Genomic DNA, 12,858 nt, shown 5'->3' with positions numbered 1-12,858 from the left:
GATATTCCAAGAGCTTTTTGCAAGCCAATCCGGCTTTTATGGGGGCATTTTTCGGGCCGAAACGGCCCGCGGAATGCCCGCCAGGTCGGCCTTGGGTGGCCTGTCCATCGTTAACCCCGCTGCCGCCATCAAGGTTTCAATATTTCCCGCCTGGCCCCGGCCGGCCTCGACGATCAGCACCCCGCCGGGAGCGAGGCGCTCGCTCGCCTGCGGGATCAAGGCACGGTAGGCGTCGTATCCGTCGTTGCCGCCGTCGAGCGCCAGATGAGGATCGTGCTCGCGCACCTCGACGCTCAAGGTCGGAATTTCGGCCGAGGGGATATAGGGCGGGTTCGACACGATGAGGTCGAACGGGCCGCGGAGCGCTGCCGCGTAGGAGCAGGCGACGAAAGCGGCGCGGCCGCCGAGGCCGAGAGCGACGGCATTGTCGCGCGCCGTGCCGAGCGCGGTCAGGCTGATATCGGTGCCGATGCCGAACGCATCGGGAATCTCGTGCAACAACGCGAGCAGGATCGCGCCCGATCCGGTGCCGATGTCGGCGATGCGCGGCGGTCGTCCCGATACTGTAAGCTCCCGAAAAATCTCGAGCGCCAGCTCGACGACAGTCTCGGTGTCCGGACGGGGCACCAGCGTTGCCTCGGACAGCCGGAACGGCATACCCCAGAACTCCCGCCTGCCGACAATGCGGGCAACCGGCTCATGCGCCAGCCGGCGCAACGCATATTGCTCCAGTCGCAGGGTCTCCTCGGACGTCAGCCATCGCGCTGCCTGCGTCACCAAGCCGGTCAGATCAAGCTGCAGAGCCGCCCCGACCAGCAGGCGCGCATCGAGGGCAGGCTCCTCGATGCCGGCCGATCGCAGCCGCGCGGTGAGGGCGCGACGCGCACTCTCTATGCTGTGTACGGGATCGAAGCCTGTCGCCAATGGAACCATCCTGCCCGCATCGTGGATAGATCGGCGGGCTTGCTTGCGTCAATTGAAAGGAGCGCGTTTGATCGCGCCTCGCAAGCGTGGAGGAGACCCATGACGGCCTATGACGATCAGAATGTCTTCGCGAAAATCCTGCGCGGCGAGATTCCCTGCTTCGAGGTTTTCAGGGACGATCGCAGCTTCGCGTTCCTCGACATTATGCCGCGCTCGCCGGGGCATACGCTGGTCATTCCCCGCGCGCCGGCGCGCGGCATCCTCGACATCGCCGATGACGACCTCGCCGCGGTCGCGAGAACTGCCAAGCGGATCTCGATTGCGGCGATGAAGGCCTTCGACGCTGAGGGCATCATCCTGCAGCAGTTCAGCGAACCCGCCAGCGGGCAGGTGGTCCTTCACCTGCACATCCACGTCATGCCGGTCCGGTCCGGTGTCGAGCTGTTGCCGGCGCAGACGCGGAAAGAGGACATGGCCGTGCTCGCCGATCATGCCAGACGGATGATTGCGGCGCTTGCCGGCTAGGACGTGATCCGGCAAAGCGTGCGGCAGTCCTAAACGCCGAGATAGCGCTGCAGCAGTTCCGGCTGGGCCTTCAGCTCCAGCGCCGGCCCCTCGTGCACGATGTGGCCGTTGTTGATGATGTAGATCCGGTTCGCCAGCGCCAGCGTCGCCGCCAAGTTCTGCTCCACCAGCACTATGGTCTGGCCGGCGGCCGCCAGCTCGCGGCAGGCCTTGACGAGATCGTGGACGATGACGGGCGCCAGGCCCTCGAACGGCTCGTCCAGCAATACGATCTTGGGATCGCGCACCAGCGCCCGCGCGATCGCCAGCATCTGCTGCTCACCGCCGGACAGCTCGGTGCCGCGGTTGTTGCGACGTTCCTTCAGCCGGGGAAACATCTCGTAAATGCGCCCCAGCGGCCATCGCTTCGGCGCCGTGATCCCCGCCAGGGCGATGTTCTCCTCCACCGACAGGCTGCCGAAGATGCGGCGCTCTTCGTGCACGAGCTGCATGCCCGCCCGCGCGATTTTGTGGCTCCTGCGTCCGGCAATGTCGATGCCGTCGAACTTGACGCTGCCGCGGCGCGGCGTCACGACGCCCATCAGGCTTTTCAGCGTGGTGCTCTTGCCGGCGCCGTTGCGGCCGAGCAGCGCCACCACCTCGTGACGCTCGACCCGCATGGCGACGTCGAACAGGATATGGGAATCCCCGTAATAGCTGTTCAGGCCGTTGACCTCGATCAGGCTCATGCGGCGATCTCTCCGTGAACGCCGCCGAGATAGGCTTCCTGCACCGCGGCGTTGGTCTTGATTTCCTCAGGGCTCCCGGAGACCAGCACGCGGCCTTCCTGGAGCACGGTGACGCGCTCCACCAGCTCGAACAGGGAATCCATGTCGTGGTCGATGATGATCATGGTGCGGCCGCGAGCGATCGACTTGAGCAGCTTGACGGTTTCGACCCGCTCGCGCGGGCTCATGCCGGCGAGCGGTTCGTCGAGCAGCAGCAGGCGCGGCGAGGTCGCGAGCGCAAGCCCGATCTCCAGCCTGCGCTTCTCGCCATAGGCGAGCTCGGACACGGGCGTGTCGGCGCGGCGGGTCAGATTGACCAGCGCCAGCGTGTGCTCCACCTGCTCGTCCAGGCCTTTGACGCTCGAGAGCTTGCGGAACAGATCGAGGCGGAATTTTCCGCGCAGATCGGCGAGCGCGGCGATCGTCAGGTTCTGGCGGACGGTGAGCCCGGTGAAGAGCTGGTTGACCTGATAGCTCTTGGTGAGCCCGAGTTGGCATACCTCGGTGACCTTCAGCCCGGTGATGTCGCGGCCTTCGAACACGATCTGGCCCGAAGTCGGCGCGATCTCGCAGGTCAGCATCTTGAAGAAGGTCGACTTGCCGGCGCCGTTGGGGCCGATGATGCCGCGCAGCTCGCCCTGGTTGACGCTGAAATCGATGTCGCTGTTGGCGACGAGGCCGCCATAGCGCTTGGTGAGGCCGGTAGCTTTGAGGATCGGTCCGGAATAGGCGGGGTGCTCGACCTCCTTGGCCAGCATCGGCGATGGCGGAGGTTGCTGTCTCGCCTCGGCCTCTGCCGCGACTGCTTCACCCTCGGCTTCCGCTCGCTTGCGCCTGCCGGATGCGAGGCGGTAGAGATCGGCAATCCCACCGATGATGCCGCCGCGCAGGAAGCAGACCAGCAGCACGAACACGACACCGAGCACCAGCTTCCAGGCGGCGCCTAAGCCGAGCGCGGATTGAAGGAAGTCCTGAAGGAACAGCCAGACTGTTGCGCCGACCAGCGGCCCGAACAGCGTGCCTCTGCCGCCAATGGCAGTCTGCATCACCAACTGGCCGGAGGTCTCGAAGGTGAAGGCGTCGGGCGGCATGAAGGCCTGGAGCACGCCGAGCAGGCCGCCGGCGAACCCCGCATAGGCGGCAGCGATCACGAAGGCGGTCAGCTTGTAGCCGTGGATGTTGTGGCCGACTGCCGTGGCGCGCAGCGGATTGTCCCGGATCGCGCTGAAAATGGCGCCGACTGGCGAGCGGACGATCCTGAGCGCGATGATGACGCCGACGAGGTAGCACAGCGCGATGAATTGATAGAGCGACCAGCCATTGGTGAAGTGAATGGTGGTGAAGCCGAGATTGAAGCTCGGCGTCGGCACGCCGGGCAGGCCGTTTTCGCCGCCGGTGAAATCCGAGAGCGGATTGAACTCGACGAAGAAGAAGACCTGCGCGATCGCCACCGTGATCATGGCGAAATAGATGCCGGTGCGGCGCAGCGCGATCAGGCCGACCAGGTAGCCGGTCGCGGCGGCCGCGACCATGCCGATGATCAGTGCACCCAGCACGTTGCCGAAACCCGCGCGGGTCAGGAGATAGGCCGCGACGAAGCCGCCGGTGCCATAGAACGCGGACTGGCCGAACGACAACAGGCCGGTGAACCCGAACAGGATGTCGAAGCCGAGGCCAAACAGGCCCCAGACCAGGATCCGATTCACGGTGTTGGGCGCGAAGCCGAGATGAGGCAGCACGAAGGGCGCTGCGATCAATCCGATCGCGGTCAGGGTCTCGATCAGGAAAGGGCGTTGCTTGAGCATTTCTGGAATCGCTTATTCGCGGCCCTGGACGCCGAGCAGGCCATGCGGTCGCACCACGAGCACGAGCGTCATGACCGCAAACAGCATCACATAGGCATAGCCGGGGTTGAACATGGAGGTGACGCTGATGATCTCGCCGGCGATCAGGCCGCCGAGGATCGCGCCGGGGAAGGAGCCGACGCCGCCGATCACCACCACCACGAAGGTCTGCACCAGGATGTCGTCGCCGATGCCGGGTGTCAGCGACACCACGGGAGCGTTGACGATGCCGGCAAAGCCGGCGGCCATCGCACCGATGCCGAACACCACCATGAAGACGCGGTAGACGTTGATGCCGAGCGAATCGACCATCACGGAATCTTCGATGCCGGCGCGCACGATCATGCCGAGTCGGGTCCGGTAGAGCACCAGGAACAGGGCTCCGAGCGCGACCGCGACGATGCCGACCACGGCGAGGCGGTAGGTGGGATAGAACATGAAGCCGAGATTGGTGATGCCCTGGAACAGCGCCGGCGGCGGCACAATCTGCGATTGGCTCGAGAACATCAGGCGCACCAGCTCGACGAAGCAGATGCCGAGCCCGAAGGTCACGAGCAGCTGATCCTCGTGTGGCCGGTGATAGAAATGGCGGATGATGAGGCGCTCCATTGCGACGCCGAGCAGCATCACGAACAGCGAGCCGGCGATCACGGCGATAATGAACGATTCCGTGTACTGGTAGGCGACCAAGCCGGCATAGCCGCCGATCATGAACATAGCGCCATGCGCGAGGTTGAGCACGCCGAGGGTGCCGTAGATGATGGTCAGGCCGGAGCTGATCAGCGCGAGCAGCGCTCCGAGCGCGAGCCCGTTGAAGAGCTGCGAAACGAGGTTGGGCCAACTAATCATGCAATGATCACGGTTGCGGCACGCTTACGCGGCGTACCAGAAACAAGGCGACGCCGTAGGAGCCGGAAGCGGCCTACGGCGTCAGGGGCACTGGCGGGGCTCAGCTATAGTCGCCGAGATGGCAGCCGAACGCGTCCGGCTTCTGCATCAAGCCTTCACCCGGCACGATCTCGACGACGTCGTACCAGTCTTCCTTGCCCTTCATGTCCTTTTGCTGCTTGCCCTTGACGATGATCACGGGGCGGACGCACTGGTGGTCTTCGGGGCGGTAGTGCACGTCGCCGACGAGCGAGGGGATCGTCTCGCCCTTCTCATAGGCCTTGATCACGTCGGGCGGGTTGAAGCTGCCGGCCTGCTCGCACATGCGAGCCCAGTGCGCGAAGCTGACATAGGCGTTCTCCGCGCCCCATTCCGGCTTGTAGCCGTACTTCTTCTCGAACGCCTCGTTGAACATCTTGGCCAGCGGGAACTTGTTCTCGAGCGTCCACCAATAGTCCGTGGCGGCATAGACGCCCTGCATCAGGCCGCCGGTCTCGCGCGCGATGAACGGCACCTGATACGGGACCACCAGCTTCATCTTGTCGAGCACGCCGAACTGCTTCGCCTGCTTGGTCGACAGCACCGCGTCGTGGCCCCAGTTGACGTTGATCAGCACGTCGGCGCCGGAATTCGCGACGTTCAGAAGATAAGAGGAATAGTCGGGCGCGCCGAGGGGCGCGACTTGGTTGGTCACGGTGGTCCAGCCGGCGGTCGCGAGGAAGTCCTGCATCGACTTGGTGACGGTGTGGCCGTAGGTGTAGTCAGGCGTGAGATACGCAGCTTTCTTGCCCTTGCCGAATTCCTTAACCATGACGGGGCCGATCGCGGCCGCGGCGGTTTGGCCGAAGAAGTTCTGGCGGAAGCCGTAGCGGACGCAGTCCTTGCCCGTGGTGTCGTTCGAGCCGGAGATGCCGCACACGAAAATCACCTTCTCGCGCTGAGCCAGCTTGTTGAGCGCGACCGCGACCGCGCTCGAGGTGCCGCCGGTGATCATGATTGCCTTGTTCTCGCTGATGAAGCGCTGCTGAGCCTGCACCGCCTCGTTCGGCTTGGCTGCGGAATCCGCAACGCCGAACTTGAGCTCCTTGCCGAGCACGCCCTTCGTCGTCTTCGGCGAGATCTTCTTGATCAGCTCGTGACCTTCGTTGATGTGCTCGATCGCGAGTTGATAGCCCTTGAGCTCGTCTTCCCCCTGCACGGCATAGGTGCCGGTGCGCGGCACCGAGATGCCGATGAAAGCGGTGGAACCCGAGACGCCCACGGGATAGGAGCCGATCGCCGGCTTGTCCTCGGCAAAGGCCGGCAACGCCGGCAGCACGGAGCCGCCGATGAGGCCTGCCGTGGTCTGGAGCAGGCCGCGGCGCGAGAGGCCGCGGCGGATGAGATCGTCAGTCATGATGGTTTCCTCCGATATCGTTCTTGTTGGCATGCTAAACACGACGCAACCGACGGCAGCTGGCCGCGAAGGCCCGCCCGCGCCGGGTACGTCACGTCCGCGTGTAAGCTCTTGTGCGTAGACAGGGCTCGTAGAGACATTCTGTCAATTTCGCCTTTGGTCGAACGATCGAAATTATCGCGTGAAAACATATCGGAGAACGATATATATTAGTCTTTGTGAGTACGAGGCTGACGGTTTCGGCGGAGGAAAATGGCGCGGCAAACACCAGTGGCGGGTTCCCGGAAGCAACAAGCATGGCCGCTAGCGGCGAAGCGACAGGCAACCGAGGAAAGCAATCATCACGTGGGACCGCAACTTGACGATGCCTCCCACAGTGCGGAGCCTCGGAATCGTCCCGTCGGCCGGCACGGGCTCGTCGCTGGCGTCGTGCATTCGAAGCGCGAGCCGGGCCCGATGCAGAAGCTCAGCGTGCGTGCCCAGAACGTGCTGAAGGAGCTCGCGGTCGAACTCACCGGCGAGCAGCCGCCGAAGGGGGCTTGGTCGCCCTCTCGCAAATTGCTGCGCGCTCTGACGGCCGAGCGGCTCGCGACCGCTCGCAATTGCGGTCCTCACACCATGCGGGAGATCGTCGACTGGGCGCAGGGGTGTGGCGTGACCATCAGCCCGGTCATCCCGGCTGGCGGCTCGCTGGCGCAGATGTGGGGCGAGCTGATCGCCAATGCGTCGGCCCGCAGCCTGACCAGCGCCGAGATCGTCGGCGCGCTGCAGCGCTCGATCCGGCGGAAGAGCGTGCGCATCCCGCTCGCATTTCAGGACATCCTGGTGAAGAGCCTGTTGTCCGACCTCGAATAGGAGGCCGCAACAGCCCCGGATATTTGTGCATCCGCGGCGCCGGTCGGTTGGTTCCGCCCATCCTTCCTTGCTAATCTCGGCAGCGTGCTTCGCCGGCGTGCTGAGGTCGAAGGCAGGATGGCTGAATCGAAACGAAAGACTGGACAGACGGCGCGGGCGACACTCGCAAAGGGCGGCGCGATGCGCGAGGCCGACTACACCGCGCTTGCGCAATTCCGCTACCAGTTGCGAACCTTCCTCGCGTTCAGCGAAGCCGCGGCCCAGAACGCCGGTTTGACGCCGCAGCAGCACCAGGCGCTGCTGGCGATCAAGGGACTGGCCGGCCCCGACGGCGCCAGCGTCGGCGACCTCGCCGGCTTCCTCCTGATCCGGCACCATACGGCAGTGGAGCTGGTGGATCGCATGGCGAAGCTCAAGCTGATTAGCCGGGAAGCCGATCCCGAGGACGCGAGGCGCGTTCTCGTCAAACTGACGGCGAAAGGCGAGCAGAAGCTGCGATCGCTTTCGCGCATTCACCTGGACGAGCTGAGCGCCGCCGCGCCCGCCTTGGCCAAGATCCTGCGATCGTTCCGGGCCAAATCGCGCTGAAAGAGGCGCGCCAGACGAAGGCGCGTGGACTAAGGACGCTGACGTGCGGCGTCACGCCGCCGCGCCTTGTGCGGCGAGCTGCGCGGCCTGGTGCTCGGTGGTCAGCGCGTCGATCAACTCGCCGAGCGCTTCGCCTGCGATCACCTGCGGCAGCTTGTAGAGCGTCAGATTGATGCGGTGGTCGGTGACGCGTCCTTGCGGAAAATTGTAGGTGCGGATGCGCTCGGAGCGGTCGCCGGAGCCGACCTTCTCCTTGCGTTCGGCGGAGCGCGCGGCGTCGACGCGCTGCCGCTCGGCATCATAGATGCGCGAGCGCAGGATGTTCATGGCGGAGGCGCGGTTCTTGTGCTGCGAGCGGCTGTCCTGCATCATCACCACGATGCCGGTCGGGATGTGGGTGATGCGGATCGCCGATTCGGTCTTGTTGACGTGCTGGCCGCCGGCGCCCTGCGCGCGCATGGTCTCGATGCGCAGATCGTCGTTCTTGATGTCGACGTCGACGTCCTCGACCTCCGGCAGCACGGCGACCGTCGCCGCGGAGGTGTGGATGCGCCCCTGCGTCTCGGTGTCGGGAACACGCTGGACGCGATGCACGCCGGATTCGAACTTCAGCTTGGAGAAGGCGCCGCGGCCCTGCACCTCCGCGATGATTTCCTTGTAGCCGCCGACGGTGCCTTCGCTGGCCGAGATCACCTCGACCTTCCAGCCCTGCAGGGCCGCGAAGCGTTCGTACATGCGGAACAGATCACCGGCGAACAGCGAGGCCTCGTCGCCGCCGGTGCCGGCGCGGATTTCCAGCACCACGTTGCGATCGTCCATGGCGTCCTTGGGCAGCAGCGCCACGCGGATCTTCTGGACCAGCTCCTCGATCTTCGGCGCCAGCTCGTCGCGTTCGGCTTCCGCCATGGCCCGCATCTCGGCGTCGGTCGCGGGATCGGCGATCAGCGCCTCGGTGTCGGCGAGCTCCTTGACGGCGGAACGATAGGCCTTCACCGCTTCGATCAGCGGCGTGATCTCGGCGAGCTCGCGCGTGATCTGCACGTAGCGCTCGGAAGCCAGCTGCCCCAAGGATTCGGCCTCGAGCGAGGCGTGATGGGCAAGCAGGACGTCCAGTTTGGCTTCGGGGAGTGACGACATCGGTTCGGTCTCAAATGGCGGAAAGAGGCAAGGCGGCAGGAAGCGGCGACAGGCCCGCTACAAGGCCAGGCCTTCGGCCTCGGCAAATTCCGTCAGCTTCTGCCGGATCGAGACGCTGCCGGCCGGCGCGTCAAGCAGCGGGCCGAGCATGGCTTCGGCCTTCTTGGCGTCGACATCGAGCACCATGGCCTTGACCGGGCCGAGTGCGGTTGCCGACAGCGACAGCGAGCGATAGCCGAGCGCAATCAGCGCCAGCGCGCCGATCGGCTTCGACGCCATTTCGCCGCAGAGCGAGAGCGACTTCTTTGCGGCATGGCACTTGTGCGCGATCTGGCGCAGCGCGCGCAGGATCGGCGCCGACATGGTGTCGAAGCGTTCGGAGACCTTGGCATTGCCGCGATCGACCGCGAACAGGAACTGGAACAGATCGTTGGAGCCGACCGAGATGAAGTCGACTTTCCGCAAGAGCTCGTCGAGCTGATAGAGCAGGGCGGGCACCTCGACCATGGTGCCGATGTCGATTCGTTCAGGCAGCGTGTGGCCGTGCTGGCGCAAGTAAGTGAGCTCGCGCTCGACCAGCGCCTTGGCCGCGTCGAATTCGGCGACCTCCGAGATCATCGGAAACATGATGCGCAGCGCGCGGCCGCCGCCAGCGCGCAGCAGCGCCCGGATCTGGCCGCGCAACAGGCCGGGGCGGTCGAGCCCGAGCCTTATCGCGCGCCAGCCGAGCGCGGGATTCTCCTCGATCACCGCTTCCATGTAGGGCAGCGCCTTGTCGCCGCCGATGTCGAGCGTGCGGAAGGTGACGGGCTTGCTGCCGGCGGCATCCAGCACGGTGCGATAGAGCGCCAGCTGGTCGCTGGTGCGCGGCAGGCTCTGGCCCACCATGAATTGCAGCTCGGTGCGGAACAGGCCGATGCCGGCGCTGCCGGTGTCCTCGATATGCGGCAGGTCGATGGCGAGCCCCGCGTTGATCATCAGCTCGACCTTCTGGCCGTCCTTGGTGACGCAGGGCCGGTCGCGCAGCGCCAGATATTGTGCCTGGCGGCGCGCGCGGAAGCGCACGCGCTCGGCGAAGGCCGCTTCGACCTCCTGCGAGGGACGCACATAGATCGAGCCGGAGGTGCCGTCGACGATGATGGCGTCGCCGGGATCGGCGATGCCGGGCGCGTTCGGCACTTCGCCGACCGCGGGGATGCCGAGCGCGCGCGCCACGATCGAGACGTGGGAATTGGCGGTGCCTTCCTCCAGCACGATGCCGCGCAGGCGCTTGCGGTCGTAGTCGAGCAGCGCCGCCGGGCCCATCGCGCGCGCGATGACGATGGCGTTGTCGGGCAGCTGCTCGCGTGAGGGCGCGTGGTCCTGGCCGACCAGCTGCCGCATCAGACGGTAGCCGAGATCTTCCAGATCATGCAGGCGGTCGCGCAAGTAAGGGTCGGTCGAGCGCAGCATGCGCGCGCGGGTGTCGGACTGCACGCGCTCGACCGCGGCTTCCGCGGTGAGGCCGGTGGCGACCGCCTCGTGCAGCTTGTGCGACCAGCCCTGGTCGTTGGCGAACATGCGGTAGGCTTCCAGTACCTCGCGATGCTCGCCGCCCTCGGCGACGTCGCCGCGCTCCAGCATGCGGTCGAGATCGGCGCGCAGCTTGGCGAGCGCGGTGTCGAGCCGCTTGATCTCCTTCGGCAGGTCCTCGGCGATGTAGTCCTTGATGACGACGCGGGGCTCGTGCAGCACGACATGGCCGAGCGCGATGCCTTCCGACAGGATGGCGCCGACCTTCTGCGCGGAATGGCGCGCTGCGGGCTCCTGGCCCGGCTGCGCCAGCGCGGAGAGCTCGCCGGAGGCGATCAGCTCCGCCAGCACCATCGCGGTGGTCTGCAGCGCTTCGAGCTCTTCCTCGACATAATTGCGCTTGGCGCGGTTCTGCACCACCAGCACGCCGAGCGTGTTGCCGGCCCGCAGGATCGGCACGCCGAGGAAGGAATGGTAGATCTCTTCGCCGGTCTCGGGGCGGAACGAGAAGGCCGGGTGGCTCTGCGCGTCGCTCAAATTGAGCGGCGTCGCCTCGCTGGCGACGAGGCCGACCAGGCCCTCATGGGCGCTGAGCACGGTGTGGTGCACCGCCTCGCGGTTGAGGCCTTCGGTGGCGTAGAGCTCGAGCGTGTTGTCGATGCGCAGCACATAGACCGAGCACACCTCGGCCACCATGTTGGCGGCGATCAGCACCACGATCTTGTCCAGCCGCTCCTGGGCCGAGACCTGCTCCGCCATGGTTTCGCGGAGCCGTCTCAACAAGACGCGGGGACCTCCCGACGCGCTCCGCATGAACCGTCAATCTCCTCCGTCTGCCGGGGCCGAAAGGGGCCGCGGCTGCTCGCCCAGTATCCAGAAAAACAACAAGTTTGCTCGTCCGGCGCCGGCTCAGGCGGTTGCCTCAGCCGAATCAGCACCGCCTGAACTGGGGCACAGTTTCCGGCAGCCCACCCTGTTCGCCGTATAGCGAATTGGGGCTTGTTTTGCCAAGCAAAACGCCTGCCAAACGCGAAAGTGTGGACACCTCCGCGTTTGCTGCGACCGCTAAGAGAAAATTCGCCTAAGCTTGGTCGAGACCGTAGAGCGTGTGCAGCGTGCGCACCGCCAGCTCGGTATAGGCGGCGTCGATCAACACCGAGAACTTGATCTCGGAGGTTGTAATGGCCCGGATGTTGATATTCCGCCCCGCGAGGGCCGAGAACGCCTGGGCGGCGACGCCGGCGTGGCTGCGCATGCCGCTGCCGATCACCGAGATCTTGGCGACGTCAGTGGCGGTATCGAGCCGCGCATAACCGATCTTGCCCTTGGCGGCGGTAATCGTGTCCTTGGCGCGGGTATAATCTGCCGCCGGCACCGTGAAGGTGAGGTCGGTGGTCTTGCCGTCCTCGGACACGTTCTGCACGATCATGTCGACGTTGATGTTGGCATCCGCCAGCGGGCCGAAGATCGAGGCGGCAACGCCCGGCTTGTCCTCGATCTGGCGCACCGAGATCTGGGCCTCGTCCTTGGAGAAGGCGATACCGGTGACGACGTGGCTTTCCATGATCTCCTCCTCGCTGCAGATCAGCGTGCCGGGCGGCTGGTTGGCATGCGGGTCGATATCCTCGGGCTTGTCGAAGCTCGAGCGGACGAAGATCGGCATGTTGTGGACCATGCCGAGTTCCACCGAGCGGACCTGGAGCACCTTGGCGCCCTGCGAGGCCAGTTCCAGCATGTCTTCGAACGCGATCTTGTCGAGCCTCTTGGCCTTCGGCACGATTCGCGGGTCGGTGGTGTAGACGCCGTCGACGTCGGTGTAGATGTCGCAGCGGTCGGCCTTGACGGCGGCGGCGACCGCCACGGCCGAGGTGTCCGAGCCGCCGCGGCCGAGCGTGGTGATGCGACCCGTCTTGGGCTCGATGCCCTGGAAGCCGGCGATGACCGCGACCTCCTTGCGTTCCTTGAAGCGCTTGATGATCTCGCTGCCGTCGATGTCCTCGATCCGGGCCGAGGCATGGGCGTCGCTGGTCTTGATCGGAATCTGCCAGCCCTGCCAGGAACGGGCCTGGATGCCCATGCCCTGAAGCACGATGGCAAGGAGGCCCGAGGTGACCTGCTCGCCCGAGGCGACGACGGCGTCGTATTCGCGCGCATCGTGCATCGGCGAGGCCTCGGTGCACCAGGCCACCAGTTCGTTGGTCTTGCCGGACATCGCCGAGACGACCACGGCCACCTCGTGGCCGGCGTCGACCTCACGCTTCACATGGCGTGCGACGTTGCGGATACGTTCGATGTTGGCGACGGATGTGCCGCCGAATTTCATCACGAGGCGGCTCATGACGACGCGTGCATTCCTTCATAAGGATCAGTATGGTGGCCCGCACTGGACGGGCCTGGCGGACACCGACCGCGCGTATACAGA

Annotated in this window: 11 protein-coding genes; 3 read left to right on the top strand and 8 right to left on the bottom strand. The window is 65.5% G+C overall.

The features are described 5' to 3' along the window. Positions 1–36: 36 nt before the first annotated feature. Positions 37–933, bottom strand: coding sequence for a peptide chain release factor N(5)-glutamine methyltransferase (gene prmC, locus DCM79_RS04045; protein WP_257178749.1), 897 nt, complete (start codon positions 931–933; stop codon positions 37–39). 90 nt (positions 934–1,023) lie between these two features. Here prmC and DCM79_RS04040 point away from each other — a divergent pair, with 90 nt between their 5' ends. Further along, positions 1,024–1,449, top strand: coding sequence for an HIT family protein (locus tag DCM79_RS04040; RefSeq protein ID WP_257178748.1), 426 nt, complete (start codon positions 1,024–1,026; stop codon positions 1,447–1,449). A 29-nt stretch (positions 1,450–1,478) separates the two neighbouring features. Here the strand turns inward: DCM79_RS04040 and DCM79_RS04035 are convergent, their stop codons facing one another. The 4 genes from DCM79_RS04035 to DCM79_RS04020 all read right to left on the bottom strand — a co-directional run bounded on the left by DCM79_RS04035 (position 1,479) and on the right by DCM79_RS04020 (position 6,344). Then, positions 1,479–2,177 (bottom strand): ABC transporter ATP-binding protein, encoded by a 699-nt coding sequence (locus DCM79_RS04035; RefSeq protein WP_257178747.1) that lies wholly within the window; start codon positions 2,175–2,177, stop codon positions 1,479–1,481. Beyond that, positions 2,174–4,021, bottom strand: a complete 1,848-nt coding sequence (locus DCM79_RS04030; protein ID WP_257178746.1) for a branched-chain amino acid ABC transporter ATP-binding protein/permease — start codon at positions 4,019–4,021, stop codon at positions 2,174–2,176. Before DCM79_RS04030 ends, DCM79_RS04035 begins: the two co-directional genes overlap by 4 nt. Positions 4,022–4,033: 12 nt before the next feature. Continuing rightward, positions 4,034–4,909 carry a branched-chain amino acid ABC transporter permease gene (locus DCM79_RS04025; RefSeq protein ID WP_257178745.1) on the bottom strand — a complete coding sequence of 292 codons (876 nt, stop codon included), beginning with the start codon at positions 4,907–4,909 and terminating at the stop codon, positions 4,034–4,036. A 100-nt stretch (positions 4,910–5,009) separates the two neighbouring features. Beyond that, a complete protein-coding gene (locus DCM79_RS04020) occupies positions 5,010–6,344 on the bottom strand; it encodes a substrate-binding protein (RefSeq protein ID WP_257178744.1) in 1,335 nt (444 codons plus the stop codon). 456 nt (positions 6,345–6,800) lie between these two features. Here DCM79_RS04020 and DCM79_RS04015 point away from each other — a divergent pair, with 456 nt between their 5' ends. Next, the gene (locus tag DCM79_RS04015) at positions 6,801–7,199 is read left to right on the top strand and encodes a hypothetical protein (RefSeq protein WP_257178743.1); all 399 of its coding nucleotides are present in this window, start codon (positions 6,801–6,803) and stop codon (positions 7,197–7,199) included. Positions 7,200–7,316: 117 nt separating this feature from the next. After that, the gene (locus DCM79_RS04010; RefSeq protein ID WP_257178741.1) at positions 7,317–7,787 is read left to right on the top strand and encodes a MarR family winged helix-turn-helix transcriptional regulator; all 471 of its coding nucleotides are present in this window, start codon (positions 7,317–7,319) and stop codon (positions 7,785–7,787) included. 51 nt (positions 7,788–7,838) lie between these two features. Here the strand turns inward: DCM79_RS04010 and prfA are convergent, their stop codons facing one another. The 3 genes from prfA to DCM79_RS03995 all read right to left on the bottom strand — a co-directional run bounded on the left by prfA (position 7,839) and on the right by DCM79_RS03995 (position 12,774). Then, a complete protein-coding gene (prfA, locus tag DCM79_RS04005; protein WP_257178740.1) occupies positions 7,839–8,924 on the bottom strand; it encodes a peptide chain release factor 1 in 1,086 nt (361 codons plus the stop codon). Between the two features lie 57 nt (positions 8,925–8,981). Beyond that, positions 8,982–11,249, bottom strand: a complete 2,268-nt coding sequence (gene ptsP, locus DCM79_RS04000) for a phosphoenolpyruvate--protein phosphotransferase (RefSeq protein WP_257178739.1) — start codon at positions 11,247–11,249, stop codon at positions 8,982–8,984. Positions 11,250–11,517: 268 nt separating this feature from the next. Beyond that, a complete protein-coding gene (locus tag DCM79_RS03995) occupies positions 11,518–12,774 on the bottom strand; it encodes an aspartate kinase (protein WP_257178738.1) in 1,257 nt (418 codons plus the stop codon). Positions 12,775–12,858 lie beyond the last annotated feature (84 nt).

Source organism: Bradyrhizobium sp. WBOS07 (genome assembly GCF_024585165.1).
Lineage (GTDB): Bacteria > Pseudomonadota > Alphaproteobacteria > Rhizobiales > Xanthobacteraceae > Bradyrhizobium > Bradyrhizobium japonicum_B.
This window is presented reverse-complemented; position numbering and strand designations above follow the sequence as displayed.

Excerpts from the sequence above, each read along its gene's own strand:
- prmC (WP_257178749.1), bottom strand. The coding sequence starts at position 933 with ATGGTTCCATTGGCGACAGGCTTCGATCCCGTACACAGCATAGAGAGT.
- DCM79_RS03995 (WP_257178738.1), bottom strand. The coding sequence starts at position 12,774 with ATGAGCCGCCTCGTGATGAAATTCGGCGGCACATCCGTCGCCAACATC.
- DCM79_RS04010 (WP_257178741.1), top strand. The coding sequence starts at position 7,317 with ATGGCTGAATCGAAACGAAAGACTGGACAGACGGCGCGGGCGACACTC.
- DCM79_RS04030 (WP_257178746.1), bottom strand. The coding sequence starts at position 4,021 with ATGCTCAAGCAACGCCCTTTCCTGATCGAGACCCTGACCGCGATCGGA.
- DCM79_RS04040 (WP_257178748.1), top strand. The coding sequence starts at position 1,024 with ATGACGGCCTATGACGATCAGAATGTCTTCGCGAAAATCCTGCGCGGC.
- DCM79_RS04025 (WP_257178745.1), bottom strand. The coding sequence starts at position 4,909 with ATGATTAGTTGGCCCAACCTCGTTTCGCAGCTCTTCAACGGGCTCGCG.
- DCM79_RS04020 (WP_257178744.1), bottom strand. The coding sequence starts at position 6,344 with ATGACTGACGATCTCATCCGCCGCGGCCTCTCGCGCCGCGGCCTGCTC.
- DCM79_RS04015 (WP_257178743.1), top strand. The coding sequence starts at position 6,801 with ATGCAGAAGCTCAGCGTGCGTGCCCAGAACGTGCTGAAGGAGCTCGCG.
- prfA (WP_257178740.1), bottom strand. The coding sequence starts at position 8,924 with ATGTCGTCACTCCCCGAAGCCAAACTGGACGTCCTGCTTGCCCATCAC.
- DCM79_RS04035 (WP_257178747.1), bottom strand. The coding sequence starts at position 2,177 with ATGAGCCTGATCGAGGTCAACGGCCTGAACAGCTATTACGGGGATTCC.
- ptsP (WP_257178739.1), bottom strand. The coding sequence starts at position 11,249 with ATGCGGAGCGCGTCGGGAGGTCCCCGCGTCTTGTTGAGACGGCTCCGC.